At 64.6% G+C, this 22,147-nt stretch carries 21 protein-coding genes; 14 read left to right on the plus strand and 7 right to left on the minus strand.

Annotated features, from left to right (window positions below):
- Positions 1-9: 9 nt before the first annotated feature.
- The 11 genes from DFS21_RS14545 (at position 10) to DFS21_RS14595 (ending at position 9,794) form a co-directional block, all read left to right on the plus strand.
- Positions 10-1,173 carry a phosphoglycerate kinase gene (locus DFS21_RS14545; protein ID WP_102682215.1) on the plus strand — a complete coding sequence of 388 codons (1,164 nt, stop codon included), beginning with the start codon at positions 10-12 and terminating at the stop codon, positions 1,171-1,173.
- Entirely contained in the window at positions 1,173-1,424 is a 252-nt protein-coding gene (locus tag DFS21_RS14550; RefSeq protein WP_371918102.1) for a hypothetical protein, read from the plus strand. The genes DFS21_RS14545 and DFS21_RS14550 overlap by 1 nt, the downstream gene beginning before the upstream one ends.
- A gap of 79 nt (positions 1,425-1,503) precedes the next feature.
- Positions 1,504-1,833, plus strand: a complete 330-nt coding sequence (locus tag DFS21_RS14555; protein ID WP_102682214.1) for an MliC family protein — start codon at positions 1,504-1,506, stop codon at positions 1,831-1,833.
- Positions 1,834-1,933: 100 nt separating this feature from the next.
- Positions 1,934-2,998: a class II fructose-bisphosphate aldolase gene (fba, locus tag DFS21_RS14560; protein ID WP_023631710.1), complete on the plus strand. Its 1,065-nt coding sequence runs from the start codon at positions 1,934-1,936 to the stop codon at positions 2,996-2,998.
- Between the two features lie 237 nt (positions 2,999-3,235).
- Entirely contained in the window at positions 3,236-5,353 is a 2,118-nt protein-coding gene (locus DFS21_RS14565) for a bifunctional diguanylate cyclase/phosphodiesterase (protein ID WP_111532548.1), read from the plus strand.
- 38 nt (positions 5,354-5,391) lie between these two features.
- Complete coding sequence (locus tag DFS21_RS14570) at positions 5,392-5,892, plus strand: M48 family metallopeptidase (RefSeq protein ID WP_023631708.1); 501 nt, start codon at positions 5,392-5,394, stop codon at positions 5,890-5,892.
- Positions 5,893-5,906: 14 nt separating this feature from the next.
- Complete coding sequence (locus DFS21_RS14575; RefSeq protein WP_111532549.1) at positions 5,907-6,209, plus strand: helix-turn-helix domain-containing protein; 303 nt, start codon at positions 5,907-5,909, stop codon at positions 6,207-6,209.
- A gap of 47 nt (positions 6,210-6,256) precedes the next feature.
- Positions 6,257-6,886 carry a transcriptional regulator gene (locus tag DFS21_RS14580; protein ID WP_110702077.1) on the plus strand — a complete coding sequence of 210 codons (630 nt, stop codon included), beginning with the start codon at positions 6,257-6,259 and terminating at the stop codon, positions 6,884-6,886.
- A gap of 98 nt (positions 6,887-6,984) precedes the next feature.
- Positions 6,985-7,962, plus strand: coding sequence for a threonine/serine dehydratase (locus tag DFS21_RS14585; protein WP_111532550.1), 978 nt, complete (start codon positions 6,985-6,987; stop codon positions 7,960-7,962).
- Entirely contained in the window at positions 7,959-8,906 is a 948-nt protein-coding gene (locus DFS21_RS14590; RefSeq protein ID WP_111532551.1) for an ornithine cyclodeaminase family protein, read from the plus strand. The genes DFS21_RS14585 and DFS21_RS14590 overlap by 4 nt, the downstream gene beginning before the upstream one ends.
- A 150-nt stretch (positions 8,907-9,056) precedes the next feature.
- Positions 9,057-9,794 carry an ABC transporter substrate-binding protein gene (locus DFS21_RS14595; protein ID WP_110702071.1) on the plus strand — a complete coding sequence of 246 codons (738 nt, stop codon included), beginning with the start codon at positions 9,057-9,059 and terminating at the stop codon, positions 9,792-9,794.
- A 27-nt stretch (positions 9,795-9,821) separates the two neighbouring features.
- Here the strand turns inward: DFS21_RS14595 and yccS are convergent, their stop codons facing one another.
- The 7 genes from yccS to DFS21_RS14630 all read right to left on the minus strand — a co-directional run bounded on the left by yccS (position 9,822) and on the right by DFS21_RS14630 (position 21,004).
- Entirely contained in the window at positions 9,822-12,005 is a 2,184-nt protein-coding gene (gene yccS, locus DFS21_RS14600; RefSeq protein ID WP_110702069.1) for a YccS family putative transporter, read from the minus strand.
- 165 nt (positions 12,006-12,170) lie between these two features.
- The gene (locus tag DFS21_RS14605) at positions 12,171-13,352 is read right to left on the minus strand and encodes an NAD(P)/FAD-dependent oxidoreductase (protein ID WP_111532552.1); all 1,182 of its coding nucleotides are present in this window, start codon (positions 13,350-13,352) and stop codon (positions 12,171-12,173) included.
- Positions 13,353-13,401: 49 nt separating this feature from the next.
- Positions 13,402-14,739 (minus strand): ATP-dependent RNA helicase DbpA, encoded by a 1,338-nt coding sequence (dbpA, locus tag DFS21_RS14610; RefSeq protein ID WP_250888476.1) that lies wholly within the window; start codon positions 14,737-14,739, stop codon positions 13,402-13,404.
- Between the two features lie 112 nt (positions 14,740-14,851).
- Complete coding sequence (gene mdtD / locus DFS21_RS14615; protein WP_023632381.1) at positions 14,852-16,279, minus strand: multidrug transporter subunit MdtD; 1,428 nt, start codon at positions 16,277-16,279, stop codon at positions 14,852-14,854.
- 124 nt (positions 16,280-16,403) lie between these two features.
- Positions 16,404-17,735, minus strand: a complete 1,332-nt coding sequence (locus tag DFS21_RS14620; protein ID WP_111532553.1) for a TldD/PmbA family protein — start codon at positions 17,733-17,735, stop codon at positions 16,404-16,406.
- On the minus strand, positions 17,735-19,177 hold the full coding sequence (locus DFS21_RS14625; protein ID WP_111532554.1) for a TldD/PmbA family protein: 1,443 nt from the start codon (positions 19,175-19,177) through the stop codon (positions 17,735-17,737). Before DFS21_RS14625 ends, DFS21_RS14620 begins: the two co-directional genes overlap by 1 nt.
- Before the next feature lie 30 nt (positions 19,178-19,207).
- On the minus strand, positions 19,208-21,004 hold the full coding sequence (locus tag DFS21_RS14630) for an acyl-CoA dehydrogenase (RefSeq protein ID WP_110702059.1): 1,797 nt from the start codon (positions 21,002-21,004) through the stop codon (positions 19,208-19,210).
- A gap of 78 nt (positions 21,005-21,082) precedes the next feature.
- Here DFS21_RS14630 and DFS21_RS26475 point away from each other — a divergent pair, with 78 nt between their 5' ends.
- From DFS21_RS26475 to DFS21_RS14640, 3 genes are all read left to right on the plus strand, one after another.
- Positions 21,083-21,238: a hypothetical protein gene (locus tag DFS21_RS26475; protein ID WP_306461298.1), complete on the plus strand. Its 156-nt coding sequence runs from the start codon at positions 21,083-21,085 to the stop codon at positions 21,236-21,238.
- A gap of 348 nt (positions 21,239-21,586) precedes the next feature.
- Positions 21,587-21,871 carry a type II toxin-antitoxin system Phd/YefM family antitoxin gene (locus DFS21_RS14635; protein ID WP_023630627.1) on the plus strand — a complete coding sequence of 95 codons (285 nt, stop codon included), beginning with the start codon at positions 21,587-21,589 and terminating at the stop codon, positions 21,869-21,871.
- Positions 21,837-22,145 carry a Txe/YoeB family addiction module toxin gene (locus DFS21_RS14640; protein ID WP_111532555.1) on the plus strand — a complete coding sequence of 103 codons (309 nt, stop codon included), beginning with the start codon at positions 21,837-21,839 and terminating at the stop codon, positions 22,143-22,145. The genes DFS21_RS14635 and DFS21_RS14640 overlap by 35 nt, the downstream gene beginning before the upstream one ends.
- Positions 22,146-22,147: the final 2 nt, after the last annotated feature.

Here is a 22,147-nt window from a genome sequence, read left to right on the forward strand (position 1 = left end):
ACTGCATTCATGACCGTGTTGAAGATGACCGACCTCGACCTGCAAGGTAAGCGCGTGCTGATCCGCGAAGACCTCAACGTTCCCGTGAAGGACGGCGTGGTCGCCAGCGATGCGCGTATCCTGGCAGCGCTGCCGACCATCAAGCTGGCCCTGGAGAAGGGCGCGGCGGTAATGGTCTGCTCGCACCTGGGGCGCCCGACCGAAGGCGAGTTCTCCGCCGAGAACAGCCTCAAGCCGGTTGCCGACTACCTGGGCAAGGCCCTGGGCCGCGACGTACCGCTGGTCGCCGATTACCTCGACGGCGTTCAGGTGCAGGCCGGTGACCTGGTGCTGTTCGAGAACGTGCGCTTCAACAAAGGCGAGAAGAAGAACGCCGACGAGCTGGCGCAGAAGTACGCCGCCCTGTGCGACGTATTCGTCATGGACGCCTTCGGCACCGCCCACCGCGCCGAAGGTTCCACCCATGGCGTCGCCAAGTTCGCCAAGGTCGCCGCCGCCGGCCCGCTGCTGGCCGCCGAGCTGGACGCCCTGGGCAAGGCCTTGAAAGCCCCGGCCAAGCCGATGGCCGCCATCGTTGCCGGCTCCAAGGTCTCCACCAAGCTGGACGTGCTGAACAGCCTGAGCACCGTGTGTGACCAACTGATCGTCGGTGGCGGCATTGCCAACACCTTCCTGGCCGCCGCCGGTCACCCGGTCGGCAAGTCGCTGTACGAGCCTGACCTGGTCGAGACCGCCAAGGCCATCGCCGCCAAGGTCAGCGTACCGCTGCCGGTGGACGTGGTAGTTGCCAAGGCATTCGCCGAAGACGCCGAAGCCACTGTCAAGTCGATCGCCGACGTCGCCGCCGACGACATGATCCTCGACATCGGTCCGAAGACCGCCGAGCAGTTCGCCGCGTTGCTGAAGACCTCGAAGACTATCCTGTGGAACGGTCCGGTCGGTGTGTTCGAGTTCGACCAGTTCGGCAACGGCACCAAGGTCCTGGCCAAGGCCATCGCCGACAGCGCCGCATTCTCCATCGCCGGTGGCGGTGACACCCTGGCAGCCATCGACAAATATGGCGTTGGCGCCGATATCTCCTACATTTCTACCGGTGGCGGCGCGTTCCTCGAGTTCGTAGAGGGCAAGGTCCTGCCTGCCGTGGCAATCCTGGAAGAACGGGCCAAGGCCTGATTTTGAAGGCGCCTGGCAAAGGGAGCGACCTGATGGTCAAGCAATTGCCTGTGATGATCGTGGCCGTGTTGCTGGGCGCCTGCTCCAGCAACTCGGGCAGCGAGGCCGACCCGGCGCAGCCGCCCAAGGGCGGTTGCTACCAGTCCCAGTGGCAGGCCGAGACGGCACCGGTGATCAACAAGCGCCTGGGCCCGGACGGCCTGGAAAAATACGACGACGAACACCAGCGCAAGGCGCCGGGCTGCCCTTGATCGGATGGCAGGCAACCTGGGGCGGTTTTCGTGGTCTTGGACATTGGGGCCGCATTGCGGCCCCTGGCGGAGTAATTGAATGAAAGCGCTTCTGGCCATGTTGGCCCTGGCGACCCTGGCAGGCTGTTCGTTGCTGCAACCCGCTCAACCCGCCCCGGCGGACAACTGGACCCGATGGGTCTGCGACAGCCAGGCCGAGGTGCTGTGGCGCTTCGCCGATGCACAACAGGACGCGGTCGATGTGCGCCTGGGTGGCGGCGACCAGGTCTACCGGCTCAAGGCCGAGCCGGGTGCCTCCGGCGCGCTGTACAGCGATGGCATGCTGGCCTTCCACACCAAAGGTGAAGAAGGCCTGGTGTACTGGGTGGCGACCAACGATCTGATTGGGCGGGGCTGCAAGGCACCGTGACTGGCCGGGCCGCGCAGGTGGCCCACACTACTTGAACAGCAACCGCCCCTGCGGCAGGCTTGCACGAAACAAACGACGCTTGTCGGGAGAGAGATACACAATGGCACTCATTAGCATGCGCCAGATGCTGGACCACGCCGCCGAGTTCGGCTACGGCGTTCCGGCTTTCAACGTCAACAACCTCGAGCAGATGCGCGCGATCATGGAAGCCGCCGACAAGACCGACTCTCCGGTCATCGTCCAGGCTTCCGCTGGCGCTCGCAAATATGCCGGTGCGCCGTTCCTGCGCCACCTGATCCTGGCGGCCATCGAAGAGTTCCCGCACATTCCGGTGTGCATGCACCAGGACCACGGCACCAGCCCCGACGTGTGCCAGCGCTCCATCCAGCTGGGCTTCAGCTCGGTGATGATGGACGGCTCGCTGGGTGAAGACGGCAAGACCCCGACCGACTACGAGTACAACGTCCGTGTCACCCAGCAGACCGTCGCCATGGCGCACGCCTGTGGTGTTTCGGTGGAAGGCGAGCTGGGCTGCCTGGGTTCGCTGGAAACCGGGATGGCCGGTGAAGAGGATGGTATCGGCGCCGAAGGCGTGCTGGATCACAGCCAGATGCTGACCGACCCGGAAGAAGCGGCCGACTTCGTCAAGAAGACCCAGGTGGACGCCCTGGCCATCGCCATCGGTACCAGCCACGGTGCCTACAAGTTCACCAAGCCACCGACCGGCGACGTGCTGGCGATCGACCGTATCAAGGAAATCCACAAGCGCATCCCCAACACCCACCTGGTGATGCACGGCTCGTCCTCGGTGCCGCAAGAGTGGCTGGCGATCATCAACCAGTACGGTGGCGACATCAAGGAAACCTACGGCGTGCCGGTCGAAGAGATCGTCGAAGGCATCAAGTACGGTGTCCGCAAGGTCAACATCGACACCGACCTGCGCCTGGCCTCCACTGGCGCCATGCGCCGTCTGATGGCGCAGAACCCGAGCGAGTTCGATCCGCGCAAGTTCTTCGGTGAAACCGTCAAGGCCATGCGTGACGTGTGCATCGCCCGCTACGAAGCTTTCGGCACCGCCGGCAACGCCTCGAAGATCAAGCCGATCTCCCTGGAAGGCATGTTCCAGCGCTATGCCAAAGGTGAACTGGCGGCCAAGATCAACTGATCCGGCACGTTCAACGAAATAGCCCGCAGCGATGCGGGCTTTTTTGTGCCTGCTGCCTGGTGCGGAGCGCTCAGGCCTGGGCCGCGCGTCGGTTGTCGGGCACTGATACCGTTAGTCGGCTAACATCAACTCCAGTGGCTTATAGCCATCCACCTGCATTGCGTCTTCGGAGGCCGAGACTAGAGTAACAATCGGATCCAATAACAAGTCGCAGTTGGACTTACCAAGAGAAGCAACATGGATGGCGCTTATTCTCAAACACCGGAAAGCAGTTCGGTTCTGCTGGTCGTAGACGACTACCCGGAGAACCTCATCAGCATGCGGGCCTTGCTGTCCCGCCAGGATTGGCAGGTATTGACCGCCAGTTCAGGGATGGAAGCCCTGAGCACCTTGCTCGAGCACGAGGTCGACCTGGTTCTGCTCGACGTGCAGATGCCCGAGATGGACGGTTTCGAGGTTGCCCGCCTGATGCGCGGCAGCCAACGCACGCGTTTGACCCCGATCATTTTCCTGACCGCCAACGAGCAGTCCGACGCCGCCGTGCTCAAAGGGTATGCCAGCGGCGCTGTGGACTACCTGTTCAAACCGTTCGACCCGCAGATACTCAAGCCCAAGGTCCAGGCCCTGCTGGAGCAGCAGCGCAACAGGCGCATGCTGCAACGGCTGACCCGTGAACTGGAGTCGGCGCGGGCGTTCAACGCCTCGATCCTGGAAAATGCCGCCGAGGGCATCCTGGTGGTGGACGAAACGGGTTGCATCGGCTTCGCCAACCCGGCCATCTCACGCCTGCTCGATGCGCCGGTGGACAAACTGCAAGGCGCGCACATGCTGGACCTGATCCAGCTCCCCTGTGCCAACCTGTGGCACGAGTCGGACTTCTACCAGGCCTATCTGCGGCGGCAGATCTTCCGTGTGCACGATGCCCAGCTGCGCACCCTCGGTGGCCAGCTGGTGCCGGTGGCATTGTCCTGCGCGCCGCTGCCCGCCGAACAGAAGGCCATGGTGGTGACGGTGCTGGACATGTCGGTGGTGCGCAGCCTGCACCAGCAATTGGAGTACCAGGCGGTGACCGACCCGCTGACCGGGCTGCTCAACCGTCGTGGCTTCTACCAGACCGCCGAAAGCGCGTTGCTGCGCAACGAGCGTTCGGACAAGGCCAAGGCCCTGATGTACATGGACCTGGACGGCTTCAAGCGGATCAACGACCTGCTCGGCCATGAGGCCGGCGACAAGGTCCTGCGCTGGGTGGCCGACCAGCTCAAGGAGTGCCTGGGCAGCGAGGCGCTGCTGGCGCGTATGGGCGGCGACGAGTTCACCGCGCTGTTCGACGGCCTGCCGTATCCCGAACAGGCCGGCCGCTATGCTGAAAAGCTGTTGGAGCGCATGTCGAGCTTCCAGCAGGTGGATGGGCTCGAGGTCAACCTGGGGGTGAGCATCGGCATCGCCACCTACCCCGACTGCGGCGCCAACGTGGAGGGCCTCTTGCGCGCGGCCGATGCGGCGATGTACGCGGCCAAGCAGGCCGGTCGCCAGCAGTACCGCTTCTACGACCAGGAACTCAATGGCCGCGCCCGCTCACGGCTGATGCTCGAGGACAGCGTGCGCACGGCCATCGAGCAAAATGATTTCAGCCTGGTCTACCAACCCCAGGTGGCTTTCGCCGATGGCCGGCTGCGCGGCTTCGAGGCGTTGTTGCGCTGGCAGCACCCGAGCGTCGGCGACGTGCCGCCCGGGCTGTTCATCCCGTTGCTGGAAGAAGCTCGCCTGATCAACCGCCTGGCCAGCTGGATCTATCGCAAGGGCGCCGCGCAACGCAATGCCTGGAGCGATCGCTTTGGTTCGCAGTTGGTGCTGGGCATCAGCCTGAGCCGCGCCCAGTTCACCATGCCCGGGTTGGTCGATGAACTGGCCCAGGTGATCGACAAGCATCAACTGCAACCCGCCCAATTGGAGGTGGAGGTTGCCGAAACCTCGCTGATGTACAACATCGACGCGGCGGTGAAGCAAGTGCACCGCCTGCGGGAGCTGGGCATTCGCGTGGCGCTCGACGATTTCGGCGCTGGCGACTGCTCGCTGCGCATGCTGCGCGACCTGCCTATCGACACGCTCAAGCTCGACCGCCACCTGGTCGCGCGGTTGCCGGACTCGGCGGTGGATATCGCCTTGGTGCGCAGCGTCATCGACCTGTGCGCGGCCTATGACATCACGGTAATCGCCGAGGGCGTCGAGACCCGGGCCCAGGCCGAATGGCTCAAGGGCGCCGGTTGCGCCTACGTGCAGGGGTTCCTGGTGGCCCGGCCGCTCACCGCCGACGCCGCTGGCGATTTCCCAGCGTTTTTCCCATGGGCGTCGTGATTGGCTAAACTCGCGTCTTCTCGTTCCGAACGTCTGCCATGACCGCCCTACGTTACCTGCAAGCCTACCCGCCGCACCTGCAGGAACAGGTGCGCCAGATGATCGCCAGCGATCGTCTGGGCGACTACCTGCGCCAGCGCTACCCCGAACGCCATGACGTGCAGAGCGACAAGGCCCTGTACGGCTATGCCCAGGAGATCAAGCAGCAGTACCTGCGCAGCGCGCCGCCGCTGGACAAGGTCCTGTTCGACAACCGCCTGGACCTCACCCACCGTGCATTGGGCCTGAACACGGCGGTATCGCGGGTGCAGGGCGGCAAGCTCAAGGCGAAGAAGGAGATCCGCGTCGCCTCGTTGTTCCGCGAGGCAGCGCCGCAGTTCCTGCGCATGATCGTGGTGCATGAGCTGGCTCACCTGAGGGAGCGCGATCACAACAAGGCGTTCTACCAGCTCTGTCAGCACATGGAGCCGGATTACCATCAACTTGAATTCGACCTGCGCGTCTACCTGACCTATCGGGAACTGCCGGGCAACACCTGAGGGACAAGCACCCCATGACCACGGACGTGAGCAAGACCCGCAGCAGCTTCTACCGCCGCCTTTACGTGGCCTGGCTGATCGACAGCCAGACCGCCACCAGTGTGCCGGCGTTGATTGAGGCCACCGGCATGCCCCGGCGTACCGCCCAGGACACCATCGCCGCCCTGGCCGACCTGGACATCATCTGCGAGTTCGAGCAGCAGGCCGGTGCGCGCAACCATGCCGGGCACTACCGTATCCGTGACTGGGGGGCGATCGACAAGCAGTGGATCATCCAGCACCTGCGCCAGATTCGCGATGTGCTGGGGTATCCCTGAGCTTCACCCCTCTCTCTACGCCACACCTTTCTTTCAGGATGTTCCGTATGTCTTCCAAGGCCATCGACGCTCGTTTCAGCAATTACGCCGCCATGGCCGATGGTGTCGCGACCCTGTTGTTCCCCCATGCCGAAGTGGTGGTCCACGATCTACGCAACCAGACAGTCGTGCATATCGCCAACAATATTTCCAGGCGGCAGTTGGGCGACGACTCGGCGCTGGAGGACCTGCCGGGCGAGCTCGGCGCCACGACGCCGCTGGGGCCCTACGAGAAACTCAACTGGAACGGTCAGAAAGTGCGTTCGATCAGCAGTGTCATGGTCGATGAGGCCGGGGCACCCGAGGCGCTGCTGTGCATCAACTTCAACATCTCGGTGCTGGAGCAGGCCAAGCAGGCACTTGACCTGTTCTTCCAGGCCAGCCGCTTGCTGCCTCAGCCAGATGTGCTGTTCCGTGATGACTGGCAGGAGCGCATCAACACCTTCCTGCATGCCTGGCTCAGGCAGCATGGCTTGAGCCTCGACGGGCTCAGTCGGGAGCAGAAACGCGAGTTGGTCGAGGCCCTGCACGGAGAAGGCGCCTTCCGCGGCGGCAGTACGTACGACTACGTGGCCAATATCCTCGGCATGGGCAGGGCTACGGTCTACAAGTATGTGAAACTCGCGCGGGAAGCATAGTTTCCAGGCTTGTACTTGGTGGAAAAATATTCTACGGTGGATTTTTATTCCATTGTGCGTCGGCGCCTGCCTGTCGCTTCCCGAGGAGATTCCGCCCCATGCCTATCGACGATCTGGCGCTCGAGCAGCTGTACCAATCCATTCTCCAGGCTCATCAGGCCCTGCGCCCGCTGGTACCGGTGACCCCACTGGCGCGCAGCCTGGCGCTCTCGGCCATGACTGGCTGCGACGTCCATCTCAAGTGCGAACACCTCCAGCTGACCGGATCGTTCAAGTTCCGCGGTGCCAGCAACAAGCTGCGCCTGCTGGATAAGGCGCAACGGAGCAGGGGGGTTATCGCTGCTTCCTCGGGCAATCATGGGCAAGGGCTTGCCCTGGCCGGTCAGCTGCTGAACGTGCCGGTGACAGTGTATATCAGCGCTGAGGCCTCGCCTGCCAAGATCGAGGCGATGCGTCTGCTGAGGGCGCAGGTACAGGTTCTGGAGGTCGATTCGCTGGGGGCGGAGCAACTGGCCCGCGAGGAGGCGTTGCGCCAGCACAAGCCGTTCGTCTCGCCCTACAACGACCTGGAGGTCATCGCCGGGCAGGGGACCATCGGCATGGAACTGTTCGAGCAGGCGCCGGACCTGGATGCGGTGTTCGTCGCCGTGGGCGGCGGCGGGATGGTGTCCGGGATCGCCACCGCACTGTACAAGCTGGCGCCATCGGTGGAAATCATCGGCTGCTGGCCGGCCAATGCGCCGACCTTGCAACGCTCCATCGAACAAGGCCAGGTCATCGAGATGGTCGAGTTACCCACCCTGTCCGACGGCACTGCCGGCGGCGTGGAAGCGGACACGGTCACCTTGCCCCTCTGCCATCGCCTGCTGACGCGAAGCGTGCTGGTCAGCGAGGACGAGATCAGGCAAGCCATGCGCGACGCTGCCGCCTGCGAGCACTGGATCATCGAAGGCGCCGCCGCCGTCGCGCTGGCCGGCATGAAGCAGCTGGCCGGGCAATACCGGGGCAAGAAAGTGGCGGTGGTATTGTGTGGGCGCAACATCCAGCTGGAGAAATACCTGGAGGCCCTCGCATGAAGATCCACGACCTGCAGGCGATCAAGGCCTGCCTCGACCTCGACGCGATCGAGCGGCGGCTGGTGGACGGTTTCAGGGCCTACAGTGCGGGTCAGGTGCAGGCTCCGCCGGTGCAGAACTTCCAGTTCCGCCAGGCCAATGGCGATTGCTGCATCAAGTCGGCTTATCTCGAAGGCGGCGAAACCTTCGTGGTTAAGGTCTCCAGTGGTTTCTACGACAATCCGGTCAAGGGCCTGCCCAGCAATGACGGCTTGATGCTGGTGTTGTCGGCCCGTACCGGTGAACCGCTGGCCTGGCTGGCCGACCAGGGATGGCTGACTGCCGTGCGCACCGCCCTGGCCGGGCGCATTGTCGCCCGCCTGCTGGCGCCTCGCGAGGTGGAGGCCATCGGCGTGCTTGGCACCGGACTGCAGGCCCGTCTGCAACTTGAATGCCTGATGGCGTTGACGGGCTGTCGCCAGGTGGTGGTCTGGGGGCGCAGTGAGCAAGGCTTGTCGGACTACCGTGAGCATGCCCGGGCGTTGGGCTTCAGCGTGCAGACGGTCCAGCAGCCGCAGGCTGTCGCGCAGGCGGCCAACCTGATCGTCACCACCACGCCGTCGCGTGAGCCGTTGCTCAGGCGCGAGTGGGTTCGTCCCGGAACCCATATCACGGCGGTCGGCGCGGACTGTGTCGGCAAGCAAGAGCTGGATGCGGCGCTGGTCGCCTCGATGTCGCGAATCATCGTCGACTCGCAGGCCCAGTGCGGAGCCTATGGCGAGGTTTCCCACGCGCTCAAGGCGGGGTCGCTCGAACCTTCCCGCTTGCTGGAGCTGGGCGCGGTGCTGGCTGGTCAGGAAGCGGGGCGTCAGGATCAGCACGAGGTCACCCTCGCCGACCTGACCGGTGTCGCGGTTCAGGATGCGCAGATTGCCCAGTGGGTCTTCGAACGCCTGCGCGGCTGAATGATGAAATTGTCCACAGACCGGCCAAAATAGAGGCAATTTGACAGTATTGTCGCGTGCCACAACGATCAGCCTTGTGTAGGCTGCCAGTGCAGTAGTAGTTAAGATCGCCGTTTCCGCGTGGGTTACCAATTGCGAAAGGACTTGAGCATGCGGCCACTGCTTTGCGTTCTTGGTTTACTCGGGCTGTTGTGTGCGGGGCCTGCCCTGGCCCATGGCAAGCTGCGGCTGGTGGCCGACAGCTGGCCGCCTTTTACCGACACCAGCATGCCCGGTGGCGGCCTGGCCACCAGCATCGTCACCACGGCGCTGACCCGTGCCGGCTACGCCACCGAGTTCGAGGAGGTGCCCTGGGCCAGGGCGCTGATGGGGGTGGGCGAGGGGCGCTACGATGTGTTGATCAATGCCTGGTACAACCAGGAGCGCACCCTGATCGGCCAGTTCTCCGCGACCTACCTGGTCAACCGTATCCGCCTGCTCAAGCGTGAAGGCGAGGCTTTTGCCTATGCCCGCCAGGCTGACCTGTACCCTTACACCATCGCTGTGGTGCGCGACTACGCCTATTCCCCTGAATTCGATAGCGACGAACGCCTGAACAAAGTGCTGGTGCGCAACTTTTCATCGGCGGTGCGCATGCTGGCGGCCGGGCGGGTGAACCTGGCGGTGGAGGATGAGTACGTGGCGCGCTACAACCTGCAGCGCGAGCCGCAGCAGGTGCGCGAGGGTGTGACCTTCGTCGACCCGCCGCTGGGGGAGAACAGCCTGCATATCCTGGTAAGCCTCAAGCACCCGGAGCACAAGAAAATCGTGGCGCGTTTCGAAAAAGCCATCGCCACCATGAAGGCCGACGGCAGTTACGCCCGCCTGATGCGCCAGCATGGTTTCTGAGCCCGCTCCTGGTGTGGGAGCGGGCGATCAGGCGGGTTGACCTTCCTTGATCAGATGCCCGGCCAAGGTCCGCAACGGCCCCAACTGCCGGCAGATCAGCGCCAATTGCGTCTGCACCAGGCGCTGATGCTCGTCCAGCTCCTCGGGCATCTGTTCCAGCGCGTTGGCCAGCGCCTCCTCGGCGTCGCTGTGGATCGCCACCGGCAAGCGTGCCGCCAGGCCATTGGCGATCTCGTCCAGGCTGCTGGCCAGGCTCCGCCCGGCGCCATCGATCAACTGCTCGTGGACTTCGGCCGGCAGCGCTGTATCGCGGTGAGCGCCCAGCCCCGAGAGGTAGCTCAGCAAGGTATGTGACAACACCAGGAAGCGGAAGCCGACGTCGGCCTCCTTACGGAAATGCCCCGGCTCCATGAGCATGTTGGCCAGGGTGGTCGACAGTGCCGCGTCGGCATTGTGCGCATTGCGCCGGGCCAGGCGGTAGGCCAGGTCGTCACGCTTGCCATGGGCGTATTGCTGCATGATCTGGCGCAGGTATTCGCTGGCGCAGGCGAGGGTGTTGGCCAGCACCTTGTTCAACCGCCGTCCCTGCCAGTCGGGCAGGAACAGGAACACCGCGAGGATGGCAATCAGGCTGCCGACCAGGGTATCGAACAGGCGTGGCAGGAACAGCCCGTAGCCATCGCCGATCTGGTTGAAGCAGAACAGCACCATCAGGGTGATCGCCGCCGTGGCCAGGGTGTAGCGGGTGGTGCGGTTGACGAAGAACACCACCCCTGCGACCACCGCGAACAGCGATTGGACGATCGGGTTGGGGAACAGGTCGAACAGCGCCCAGCCCACGGTCAGGCCGATGGCGGTGCCGATGATCCGTTGCACCAGTTTGCGCCGGGTCGCGCCATAGTTGGGCTGGCAGACGAACAACGTGGTGAGGATGATCCAATAGCCCTGGGTCGGGTGGATCAGGTGAACCATGCCGTAGCCCACTGACAATGCCAGCGACAGGCGCAGGGCGTGGCGGAACAGCAACGAGGTGGGAGTCAGCTGGGTGCGCAGGCGTTTCCACACATCCTTGAAGTTACGTGGCGAGCGGTCGAGCAGGCTGCTGTCGCTGGCATCGGCCAGGCTGTCCGGGTTGCTGGCGGCGCTGAGCAGGCGGTCCAGCGTGGCCAGGTTGGCGGCTAGCGCCCGCAACGAGCGAAGCAGGCTGCGCCAGGCCGGGTTGTTCTGGATGCGCAGGTGCTCCAGCGAGGCGTTGAGGTCTTCAAGCGCCTCGGGGTAGCCGCTGGCAAGCACGAACGGCTGGCGCAGGCGGATCGAGCGCGCCAGCTCCTGGCAGGACGAGCCCTGCTTGCGCAGCAGGCGCTGGCAGCGGAACATCACGTCGCTGTGGAAGAACGCCTCGGTCAGGCCGTTGTACGGATAGTGCGAGGCGCTGACCCGCTCATGGATGTCCTGGGCCAGGAAATACAGCTTGAGGTAGCGGCTGACCTTGGAGTTGGGCTGGCTGTTGCCGACCCGGTGCAGGATGATCTCCTTGGCGGCGTTGAGCGCGGCCACAACCTTGCCATTCTGCTTGGCGAGTTCCAGGCGCGTGGCCTCGACATCGAGGGTGCGGACGGGCTCGAACAGGCTGGCCTTGAGCTTGAGGTAGCTGCCCAGCTCGTAGAACAGCCTGGCCAGGCTCTGTTGCACCGGCTGGTTGGAAAACAGCGCCTGCCACAACACCGACAGCAGTCCGTACCAGGCCGCACCCGTCACCAGCAGCAACGGCTCGTGCCAGAAATCGCTGACCTCTCCGCCGCGCTGGTCGACACCGATCATGGTGTAGACCGACAGGATCAGCGTGGCCGAGGCGATTGCCCCATAGCGTTCGCCCAGGGCCCCGAGCATGGTCAGGGAGAACGCCGCCAGGGCCAGGGCGATTGCAAAGATCCAGGGGTAGGGGAACAACAGCTCGACCGACAGCGCGGCGATGGCGAAACAGCCCAGTGTCACCAGCAGGGCGCTGAGCCGGCCCTGCCAGCCATCGTCGGTCTCGGCCAGGGCGCTGGCGATGATGCCGAGGAACAGCGGGATGAGCAGGCTCATCTCGTTCTGGTACCAGCACCAGGCCATGCTGCCGGTCAGGGCGATGGTCACGCGGATGGCGTAGCTGAACTTGTCTTGGCCCCACAGGCGACGCAATGAATGGCGGAACGAGCTCGATGACATGATGGCCTGCTGGGCAGTATTCGAAAAAGAATCTCTGGGGCCTCATCGCAGGGCAAGCCCGCTCCCACCGTTCTGACGTGAGAGCGGGCTTGCCCCGCGATGGTTTCGCACCCTTCACAGCACAAACCAGCAAGAAGCGTTCCGTGCTGCTGAATGGATTCTACTCTACACGAACTGCGCCGCCGCGTTGGCCGAGGCCCAGGCCCACTGGAAGTTGAAACCGCCCAGGTGCCCGCTGACATCCAGCACTTCGCCGATGAAGTACAGCCCCGGGTTTTTCAGCGATTCCATGGTTTTCGAAGACACTTCGCGGGTATCCACGCCGCCCAAGGTCACTTCCGCGGTGCGATAGCCTTCGGTCCCCGCCGGCACTACTTGCCAGGCCGCCAATTTTTCGGCGACCTGCGCCAGCTGCGCAGGGGTGTATTGCTTCAGTGGCTTGGACTCGAACCACTGCTCGGCCAGCAAGTTGGCCAGCTTGCGAGTGAACACCTCGCCCAGCACGGTCTTCAGCTCGCTATTGGGACGCTCGGCTTGTTGGCCTTGTAGCCATTCCAAGGCGTCGCGATCAGGTAGCAGGTTGATTTCGACGGTGTCGCCGGCTTCCCAGAACGATGAGATCTGCAGGATCGCCGGCCCGCTCAGGCCACGGTGGGTAAACAGCAGGTTCTCGCGAAAGCTGGTGCCATTGCAGCTGGCGATGCAGTCCAGCGAGGTGCCGGACAGCTCGGTACACAGTGCCTTGAGCTGGGGCTCGGTGATGGTGAACGGTACCAGGCCGGCTCGGGTCGGCAGCAGTTCGTGGCCGAACTGGCGGGCGACCTGATAGCCGAGACCGCTGGCGCCGAGCGTCGGGATCGACAGGCCACCGGTGGCGATTACCAGCGACTGGCAGGCGAATGGGCCGGCGCTGGTCTGCAGGCTGTAGCCGGCCTCGGTCCTTTCGATCTTGTCGATGCTGGTGTTCATGCGCAGCTCGGCGCCGGCCTGGTCGCACTCGGTCAGGAGCATGTCGAGGATGTCGCTGGACTTGTTGTCGCAGAACAGCTGGCCGAGTTTCTTCTCGTGGTACGGCACGCCGTGCTTGCACACCAGCTCGATGAAGTCCCACTGGGTGTAGCGGGCCAATGCCGACTTGCAGAAGTGCGGGTTGTGCGAGAGGAAGTTGGCCGGCTCGGTGTACATGTTGGTGAAGTTGCAGCGCCCGCCGCCGGACATGAGGATCTTCTTGCCCGGTTTGTTGGCGTGGTCGAGCACTAGCACCCGGCGCCCGCGCTGGGCGCTGAGCAGGGCGCACATCAGGCCGGCGGCGCCGGCGCCGAGGATGATCACGTCGGTGGAGTACACAGTGTTACCTATTCAATAGCTGGGGCTGCACAGCAGCCCCAAAAAGACTTCAGACGATACGGACTTTCAGCGCGCGACCCTTGATCTTGCCGCTGTTCAGCCGCTGCATGGCCTGCTTGGCCACCGCCCGCTCCACGGCGACGAAGGCGACGAAGTCGAAAATGGCAATTTTGCCCACCTGCTTGCCCGGCAGCCCGGCGTCGCCGGTCAGCGCGCCGAGGATATCGCCCGGGCGCAGCTTGTCCTTGCGCCCGGCGGCGATGCACAGGGTGGTCATCGGTGGCAGCAGCGGCTCGCCGCCTTTGCTTTTGAGGCTGTCCAGCTGTTCCCAGCGCAGCGGCTGCTTCTGCAAGTCTTCGATGGCCTGGGCGCGATGGCCTTCGGCCGGTGCCACCAGGCTGACCGCCACGCCTTTCTCGCCGGCGCGACCGGTACGGCCAACGCGGTGCACGTGGATCTCGGCATCACGCGCCAGTTCGACGTTGATGACCATGTCCAGGCCATCGATGTCCAGGCCGCGGGCGGCCACGTCGGTGGCCACCAGCACCGAGCTGCTGCGGTTGGCGAACATCGTCAGCACCTGGTCACGGTCGCGCTGCTCCAGGTCGCCGTGCAGGGCCTGGGCAACGATGCCCTTGGCGGTGAGGTGGGCGACCACGTCCTCGCACTGCTGCTTGGTGAAGCAGAACGCCACGCAGGACTGTGGACGGTAGTGGCCGAGTACACGGGTCACGGCGTCCAGGCGCTGCTGAGCGTCGATCTCGATGAAGCGCTGTTCGATCTGGTTGTCGCTGTGCAGCGCCTCGACCTTGACCTGCTGCGGCTGGCGCATGAAGGCCTTGGCCAATTGCTCGATGCCGGCCGGGTAGGTGGCCGAGAACAGCAGGGTCTGACGGCGTGACGGGGTCTTGCCGATGATGCTGGCGATGGCGTCGAAGAAGCCCATGTCGAGCATGCGGTCGGCTTCGTCGAGCACCAGGGTGTTGAGCCCGTCGAGGACCAGTGTGCCCTTGTCCAGGTGCTGCTGGATGCGCCCCGGCGTGCCGACGATGATGTGCGCGCCGTGCTCCAGCGAGGCGATCTGCGGGCCGAGCGAAACGCCGCCGCACAGGGTGAGGATCTTGATGTTGTCCTCGGCGCGGGCCAGGCGGCGCAGTTCCTTGGCCACCTGGTCGGCCAGCTCGCGGGTTGGGCACAGCACCAGGGCCTGGCAGCCGAAGTAGCGCGGGTTGATCGGGTTGAGCAGGCCGATGCCGAAGGCGGCGGTCTTGCCGCTGCCGGTCTTGGCCTGGGCGATCAGGTCCTGGCCCTTGAGGATCACCGGCAGGCTCTGGGCCTGGATCGGGGTCATCGAGGCATAGCCCAGGGCGTCCAGGTTGGCCAGCATGGCAGCGGACAGCGGGAGGGTGGCAAAGGCGGTGGTTTCAACGGTCACGAGGCGGGCCTGCGGTGCGAAGCGAAAAATGTCGCACAGTCTACCAGCCTCGAAGCCATTCGCCCTACGACTCCACGTGCTCTTCCGGACGACGGGCGCGCCTTCCGTCTGTCGGCGCCAGTTGCAGGAAGATCGCCGCCGCCAGCATGGCCATCACGCCGATGGTGACGAAGGTCAGCTGGAACGCCCCCAGGGTGCTTTCCACGCCTTCGGCGCTGCCGGCCGCGGTGAAACCACCGAGCAGCGCGCCGGCGCAGGCCACGCCCAGGCTCAGTGACAGCTGCGCGACCACCGACAGCAGGCTGTTGCCGCTGCTGGCGCTGGCGTCGTCGAGGTCGATCAGGGTCACGGTGTTCATCGCCGTGAACTGCATTGAGTTCACCGCGCCCAGCATCGCCAGCTGCGCCAGCAGCAGCGCATACGGCGTCTGTTCGTCGACCAGCCCCAGGCTGGCCAGCAGCAGGCCCAGCAGCAGGGTGTTGCCGGTGAGCACGATGCGGTAGCCGAGGCGCTCGATCAGCGGCCGGGCCACCGACTTGGCGAGCATCGCCGCCGCCGCCAGCGGAATCATGCTCATCCCGGCCTGTGCCGGTGAATAACCCAGCGCCACTTGCAGCAGCAACGGCACCAGGAAGGGCAGGGCGCCGCTGCCCAGGCGGGCGAACAGGTTGCCGAGGATGCCGATGGCGAAAGTGCGCACGCGGAACAGTGACGGCGAGAACAGTGGCTCCGGGTCGCGTCCGGCGCGCAGCCAGTAGGCGGCCAGGCAGGCCATGCCGGCGAACAGCAACAGCATCACCCGCAGGTGCGGCAGGTGCAGTTCGCCCAGGCCTTCCATGGCGATGGTGATCAGCACCATCGCCGCGCCGAACAGCAGGAAGCCCGGCCCGTCGAAGGTGGTGCGCTCGGCGCCGCGCAGGTCGGGGATGAACCTCCACACCGCATAGCAACCCACGGCGCCCACTGGCAGGTTGAGCAGGAAGATCCAGTGCCAGCTGAGGATTTCCACCAGCCAGCCGCCCACGGTCGGGCCAAGCAGTGGCCCGAGCAGGCCGGGGATGGTGATGAAACTCATGATCCGCACCAGTTCGCTGCGCGGGTAGGCGCGCAACACCACCAGCCTTCCCACGGGCAGCATCAGTGCGCCGCCCAGGCCTTGCACCACCCGGGCGAAGATCAGGAAACCGAGGCTGTTGGCCATGGCGCACAACAGCGAGCCGAAGCTGAACAGCAGGATGGCGCTGAAGAAAATGCGCTTGGTGCCGAAACGGTCGGCAATCCAGCCTGAGGCCGGGATCAGCAAGGCCACGGTGAGCATGTAGGCGATGATCACCCCCTGCATGCGCAGCGGGTCCTCGGCAAGCGAGCGGGCCATGGCCGGCAGCGCGGTGTTGAGGATGGTGCCGTCGAGCGATTGCATGAAGAAGGCGATGGCCACCACCCAGGGGATCCAGCGGGCGGTGACGGGGTCCAGCGGGGCACGGTCGGGCATGGGTTACCTCAATGTCCTGTGTGGCCGGCGCGGGCCTCATCGCCGGCAAGCCGGCTCCCACAGGGGCAGTGCATGCCGGCCACTGTGGGAACTGGCTTGCCAGCGATGAGCCCAGTCCTGTCGATCACAATGTCAGGGTCAGGCCTTTGACCAACGCCCCGGGCAGATGACTCGACCCGGTGCTGCGCTGCCCGTAGGTGCTGGTCGACAGGATCATCTCGCGCTCCTGGGTCAGGTCCTCCAGTTGGCTGCCCAGCAGGTTGTACAGGCTGTCGTCGAAGCGCATGGTGCTCACCGGGCCCTGGATCTGCCCGTTCTCCACCCAGAAAGTGGCGAAGCGCGTCAGCCCGGTCATGCGTGCCGCCGACAGGTCCGAGTAGTTCAGGTACCAGAGGTTGCTGATGTAAAGGCCGGTGCCCAGACGTTCGAGAATCTGCTCGCCGGGCAGGTTGCCTGGCGCCAGGCTCAGCGCGCAGGGCGACTCGTAGCTGTCGGCGCCATTGGCCTGCTGGCTGAATTCGACGGCGCTGCGCGCACTCACCAGCCGCTCCAGCGCCCGCCCTTCACCGATCAGCAGCAGGTCACGGCGCGGCGAACCCTCGTCGGAGAAGGCCGGGCTCAGCGAGCCGCTGACCTGTTCGCTGAAGCTCACCAGTGGGCTCAACTGCGCGTCGCCGTTGTACAGGCGCTGCAACGGACTGTTGCCAGTGGCCAGGGCTTGTGCCGCGAAGCCTCCCCAGCACAGCATGCCGGCGATCTCGTCCATCGCCGCCGGCGCCAGGTAGGCGCGGTAGCTGCCGGGCTTGAGGGTGACGGCCGGGCGCCCTAGGTGCGCCAACTGTTCGCGAGCCTGACGCAGGCGTGCGGCAAAGGTTTCGCCGCGCCAGGCCTGCCCTGCGTAGTTGGCTTTGACGGCTTGGCCGTTGGCGTGGAACAGGCTCCAGTCAATGTTGAAACTGTTGGCCTGGTGCCAGCCAAAGGCGCCGAACGAGCTGGCGAAGCCGCGGCAGATGGGGCCGGCGGCATAGATGCCGACCAGGTCCAGATCGCCGGCTCCACGCTCGATCAAGGCCAGCACTTCGTCCAGCTCGGGCAGTGGCTGCTCCTGCAGGCTATGGCTGTGCCAGGTGCTGTCGTCGAGGTTCAGGTAGGGATCTACAGCCAGCAGCGGCAGGGTCTGGCGCAATTGCGCCAGGGCATCGTGCAGGCGCTGGCGGTCCAGTTCTGGATCGTCGCCCAGGGTGATCTGTTGCTCGGCCTGGCGTCCTTCGCGGACCAGCCGCAACTGCACGCTGGCCTGGCTGACCAGCCCGGCCTGGCGCACCTTGGCGTGGTTGAAGCGCACGAACTGCGAGTGCTCGGCGCTGTAGCCCAGGGTGAACTGCTCGCCGGGCTGCACGGCGGCGTTCAGGCTATCGAGCAAGCTTTCGAAACGTTGCTGGTAGACGGTGCTCATCAGACGTCCCCTCCGAATACGTCGATCTGGCGGAACACGCAGGCCGGCGAGGCATGGCCGACCCGCACCACCTGGTTGGGCTCGCCTTTGCCGCAGTTGGGCGTGCCGAGTACCTGGAAGGTGCTGCGGTCTCCGACCGCCGAGAGGTTGCGCCAGAAGTCGGCGGAGATGCCGCGATAGTTCGGGTTCTTCACCACGCCCTTGAGTTCGCCGTTCTCAATCAGTTGGCCCCACTCACAACCGAACTGGAACTTGTTGCGCGCATCATCGATGGACCAGGAGCGGTTGGTGCGCATCAGGATGCCGTGCTCGATGCCTGCGATCAGTTGCGCCAGCGTCTGGTCGCCCGGCTCGATGTTGAGGTTGGCCATGCGGTCTATCGGCGCGCGGTTCCAGCTGCAGGCGCGGCTGTTGGCCACGCCGTCCAGGCCCGAACGCTGTTGCGACAGGGCGCCGCCCAGCGGGCGCACCAGCAAGCCATCGCGGATAAGGAACTGCTTGCTGGCCGGGGTGCCGTCGTCGTCGAAACTGTAGCTCGCCAGTTCTTCGCCTATGGTCGGGTCGAAAGTCACGTTGAGCAGCTTCGATCCATAGTGCAGGTGGCCGAAGTCGCTGGTTTTGACGAAGCTGGTGCCGGCGTAGTTGCGCTCATCGCCGAGAATGCGGTCCAGTTCCAGCGGGTGGCCGATGGATTCGTGGATCTGCAGCATCATCTGGTCGGGCATCAGCAACAGATCGCGCTGACCGGCCGGGGTGTTCGGCGCCAGCAGCAGTTGCAGCGCCTCGTCGGCCACCCGGCGGGCCGCGCCGACCAGGCCGCAGCGCTCGACCACTTCGAAGCCGCCTTGCTGGCCGAAGTTCTCCCGGCCCAGGCTGCGGCTCTGGCTGTCCTGGCCGTCGCTGGCAGTGACGCCCAGGCCTGGGTAGATGAAGCGCTGGGCGTGACGCAGCTCGGCGCCGACGGAGTTCAGGTAGGTCTGCTCGACCACACTGAAGCCCAGGCTCGCCTGCCAGTCCACCAGACGCTCGTCCTTGGGTACGCTGGCGGACTCGGCGGCGAGCAGTTCCAGGCAGTCGGCAAGGTTGGGCAGGGATTGTTCGAAATTGGGCGAGACATGATCGTGACGCCCGCTCGGGGCGGCCTGGCCGCTCAGGTCGAGCAGGCTGCTGGCCTTGATCCGCCGGGCGAGTGCCTCGGCCTGTTCCAGCGCGCGTTGCAGGCCTGCCTGGGACAGGTCGGCGGTGGCCGCGTAGGCCTCGACGCCGTTGACCCGCACGGAGAGCATGGCGCCTTCGTCCTGGCTGAAGAAGGGCGGCTCGGCGACGTTGCGCCGCACCGACAATGACTGGTGCGATTGCTTCACATGGCGAAGCGAGAACAGTTCGGCCGTGCTGCGCAGCGCGGCAAAGCGCTGGCGCAGCAGGGTGCTGGAGTCGAACATGGGAAACCTCCGTGTGCGCGGTGGCTCCCCCTAGAACCACCCCTCTTGCATGCCCAGGCACGTGTCGTCGCGGGCCTCGAGCAAAGCGAGGTCATTATGGCAGCCCGGCACTTCCCAGGTGAGGAAATAACGCGCGGCCTGGACCTTGCCCTGATAGAAGTCGCAGTCGCTACCCTTGAGCAGGCCGACTTCGGCATGAATGGCCTGCTCCAGCCAGCGCCAGCCGATCACGCAGTGGCCGAAGGCCTTGAGGTACAGCGCTGAGTTGGCCAGGGCCCCAGCGACCTTGCCTTGGGCCAGGTCACCGAGCAGGACGAGGGTGACCGCTTGCAGGCGATTGACCAGCTGTTCCAATGGCTGGCGCAGGTTGTCCAGGTTCGGATGATGGCTGGCGCGCTCGCAGGTGCCGGCGATCAGGCGGATCAGCTGCTTGAGCCCGGCGCCGCTGTTCTGTGCCAGCTTGCGCCCGAGCAGATCGAGGGACTGGATGCCTTCGGTACCTTCGTGGATCGGGTTGAGGCGGTTGTCGCGGTAGTACTGTTCCACCGGGTACTCGCGGGTATAGCCGTGGCCGCCCAGGATCTGGATTGCCAGCTCGTTGGCCTTCAGGCAGAACGCCGAAGGCCAGGACTTGACGATCGGGGTGAGCAAGTCGAGCAACTCCTGGGCTTGCTGGCGGGTGTTTTCATCCGCCGCCGTGTGGGTGTCATCGAACAGCCGGGCCGCGTACAGGCCCAGGTCGAAAGCACCCTCCACGTAGGCCTTCTGTGCCAGCAGCATGCGCTTGACGTCGCTGTGCTCGATGATCGGCACGGCGGCGCTGTGCGGATCCTTGTTGTCCGGCAGGCGGCCCTGTGGGCGTTGGCGGGCGTACTCCAGTGAATACAGGTAGCCGGCGTAGCCGAGCATCACCGCGCCCATGCCGACGCCGATACGTGCCTCGTTCATCATCTGGAACATGCAGGCCAGGCCCTGATGCGGCTGGCCGACCAGGTAACCGACGCACTGGCCGTTGTCGCCGAAGTTGAGCGCGGTAGAAGTGGTGCCGCGCCAGCCCATCTTGTGGAACAGCCCGGCCAGCAGCACATCGTTGCGCGGACCCAGGCTGCCGTCGGGGTTGACCAGGTACTTGGGCACGATGAACAGCGAGATGCCCTTCACCCCGGCTGGCGCGTCCGGCAGCTTGGCCAGGACCATGTGCACGATGTTCTCGGACAACTCGTGGTCGCCGCCGGAGATGAAGATCTTGTTGCCTCTGAGCCGGTAGCTGCCGTCACCTGCGGGTTCGGCGCGGGTGCGGATATCGGCCAGTGACGATCCGGCATGGGGCTCGGTCAGGGCCATGGTGCCGAAGTAGCGGCCCTCGATCATCGGCTGCAGGAACAGGCGCTTTTGCTCCTCAGTGCCGAAACTCTCGATCAGGTTGGCCGCGCCCATGGTCAGGAACGGGTAGGCCGTGGTGCCAGCGTTGGCGGCCTGGAAGTGGGCAAAGCAGGCCTGTGATACCAGGCTTGGCAACTGCATGCCGCCGACTTCGAAGTCGCGGTTGGCGTTGAGGAAGCCGGCTTCGAGGAAGGCGTCCACGGCCGGTTTTACTTCCGGGATCAGCTCGGCGCGGCCGTCCACATAGCGGGGCTCGTTTTCATCGCCTTTGCGGTTGTGCGGGGCGAAGTACTTCTCGGCAATGGTACGGGCGGTGGTCAGCGCCGCGTCGAAGGTCTCGCGGCTGTGCTCGGCGAAGCGCGGACGCTGGGTCAGGGCCTCGGCGTCGAGGACTTCGTAGAGTTCGAAGGCGAGGTTGCGGCTGCTGAGGAGTTGCTCGGACATGGCGGCATTCCTGATTCGGGGTGCAGCGAGTCTAGGCGGGGTGGTGGGGCAGGGGACAGGTTAATTGGCGTGGGTGATATGGGGGCAGAAGTGGCCATCGCCCAGGTCACCTTGGGCAACCTGACCATCACCGGGATCATGGAGGAAAAGCTCCAACTGCTCTGGGCCTCGTATTACCTGAGCGCCCTGGCCAAGGCGCTGATGGACGATGCCGAACTGGGCATGGGGTGTTGACGACCCAAAAGGGCATCGCGGGGCAAGTCGCATCGGCGCACCGCCGCTCCCACGCATTTGAGTACTGCCGCAGGAGTGGGGCTGTCTTGATATCGCGTCAAGCGCCGGTTTGGGACAGCTCCTACATGGCAGCAGGACTTAACGCTGTTTTGCCGCTGCGGGAATTCCGGTTCCATATCCACCTTTCCCAGCGGCAATCAGTTCTCCAAATAGTTTCAGGGCTCGACCTTGCGAGTTGTACGCAAGTTTGTACAATGTTTGGCAGGCAGGTCGCACAGCGCCGACCTGTCATTTAGGCCTGTTGACTCTCGAGAACTGATCCAGGCTGTACCTGGAAAGGAAGGAAAAATGCATGTACTGACGTTCAGCCAGGCACGCGCCGACCTGAAGCAGACAATGGACGACGTATGCCGGGACCATGAGCCGGCAGTCATCACTCGTCAGCGTGGCGAGCCGGTCGTGATGATTTCGCTCGAGGACTACAACGGCATGCGCGAGACCATGTACCTGCTGGAGTCGTCCGCGAACGCCAAGCGTCTTCGCGCTTCCATTGCTCAGCTCCGGGCTGGTAAGGCCGTTACCCAGGAACTGGCACTCGATGAATGTGAAAGCCAAGCAACGAAACAAGACTGAGGCGCGAAGCACCACAAGCGTGGCCTTCACTGCTGAGGGGTGGGAAGACTACGGTTACTGGCGAAACAGTGATGTCGCTATCTTCCAGCGCATCAACACGATGATCTGTGAGTGCCTGCGCAGCCCTTTCAAAGGCACCGGCAAGCCAGAACCGCTCAAAGGCGACTTGTCAGGTTTCTGGTCTCGCCGTATCACTCGCGAACACCGATTGGTCTACTTCTACGAGGCGGGAACCCTGAGCATCCTGCAGTGCCGTTACCACTATGACGATTAGGC

Origin of the sequence: Pseudomonas sp. 2848, from assembly GCF_003253945.1 — a bacterium.
Taxonomy (GTDB): Bacteria; Pseudomonadota; Gammaproteobacteria; order Pseudomonadales; family Pseudomonadaceae; genus Aquipseudomonas.

Excerpts from the sequence above, each read along its gene's own strand:
- DFS21_RS14545 (WP_102682215.1), top strand. The coding sequence starts at position 10 with ATGACCGTGTTGAAGATGACCGACCTCGACCTGCAAGGTAAGCGCGTG.
- DFS21_RS14555 (WP_102682214.1), top strand. The coding sequence starts at position 1,504 with ATGAAAGCGCTTCTGGCCATGTTGGCCCTGGCGACCCTGGCAGGCTGT.
- fba (WP_023631710.1), top strand. The coding sequence starts at position 1,934 with ATGGCACTCATTAGCATGCGCCAGATGCTGGACCACGCCGCCGAGTTC.
- DFS21_RS14565 (WP_111532548.1), top strand. The coding sequence starts at position 3,236 with ATGGATGGCGCTTATTCTCAAACACCGGAAAGCAGTTCGGTTCTGCTG.
- DFS21_RS14570 (WP_023631708.1), top strand. The coding sequence starts at position 5,392 with ATGACCGCCCTACGTTACCTGCAAGCCTACCCGCCGCACCTGCAGGAA.
- DFS21_RS14575 (WP_111532549.1), top strand. The coding sequence starts at position 5,907 with ATGACCACGGACGTGAGCAAGACCCGCAGCAGCTTCTACCGCCGCCTT.
- DFS21_RS14580 (WP_110702077.1), top strand. The coding sequence starts at position 6,257 with ATGTCTTCCAAGGCCATCGACGCTCGTTTCAGCAATTACGCCGCCATG.
- DFS21_RS14585 (WP_111532550.1), top strand. The coding sequence starts at position 6,985 with ATGCCTATCGACGATCTGGCGCTCGAGCAGCTGTACCAATCCATTCTC.
- DFS21_RS14590 (WP_111532551.1), top strand. The coding sequence starts at position 7,959 with ATGAAGATCCACGACCTGCAGGCGATCAAGGCCTGCCTCGACCTCGAC.
- DFS21_RS14595 (WP_110702071.1), top strand. The coding sequence starts at position 9,057 with ATGCGGCCACTGCTTTGCGTTCTTGGTTTACTCGGGCTGTTGTGTGCG.
- yccS (WP_110702069.1), bottom strand. The coding sequence starts at position 12,005 with ATGTCATCGAGCTCGTTCCGCCATTCATTGCGTCGCCTGTGGGGCCAA.
- dbpA (WP_250888476.1), bottom strand. The coding sequence starts at position 14,739 with ATGCTGGCCAACCTGGACGCCCTGGGCTATGCCTCGATGACCCCGATC.
- mdtD (WP_023632381.1), bottom strand. The coding sequence starts at position 16,279 with ATGCCCGACCGTGCCCCGCTGGACCCCGTCACCGCCCGCTGGATCCCC.
- DFS21_RS14620 (WP_111532553.1), bottom strand. The coding sequence starts at position 17,735 with ATGAGCACCGTCTACCAGCAACGTTTCGAAAGCTTGCTCGATAGCCTG.
- DFS21_RS14625 (WP_111532554.1), bottom strand. The coding sequence starts at position 19,177 with ATGTTCGACTCCAGCACCCTGCTGCGCCAGCGCTTTGCCGCGCTGCGC.
- DFS21_RS14630 (WP_110702059.1), bottom strand. The coding sequence starts at position 21,004 with ATGTCCGAGCAACTCCTCAGCAGCCGCAACCTCGCCTTCGAACTCTAC.
- DFS21_RS26475 (WP_306461298.1), top strand. The coding sequence starts at position 21,083 with ATGGGGGCAGAAGTGGCCATCGCCCAGGTCACCTTGGGCAACCTGACC.
- DFS21_RS14635 (WP_023630627.1), top strand. The coding sequence starts at position 21,587 with ATGCATGTACTGACGTTCAGCCAGGCACGCGCCGACCTGAAGCAGACA.
- DFS21_RS14640 (WP_111532555.1), top strand. The coding sequence starts at position 21,837 with ATGAATGTGAAAGCCAAGCAACGAAACAAGACTGAGGCGCGAAGCACC.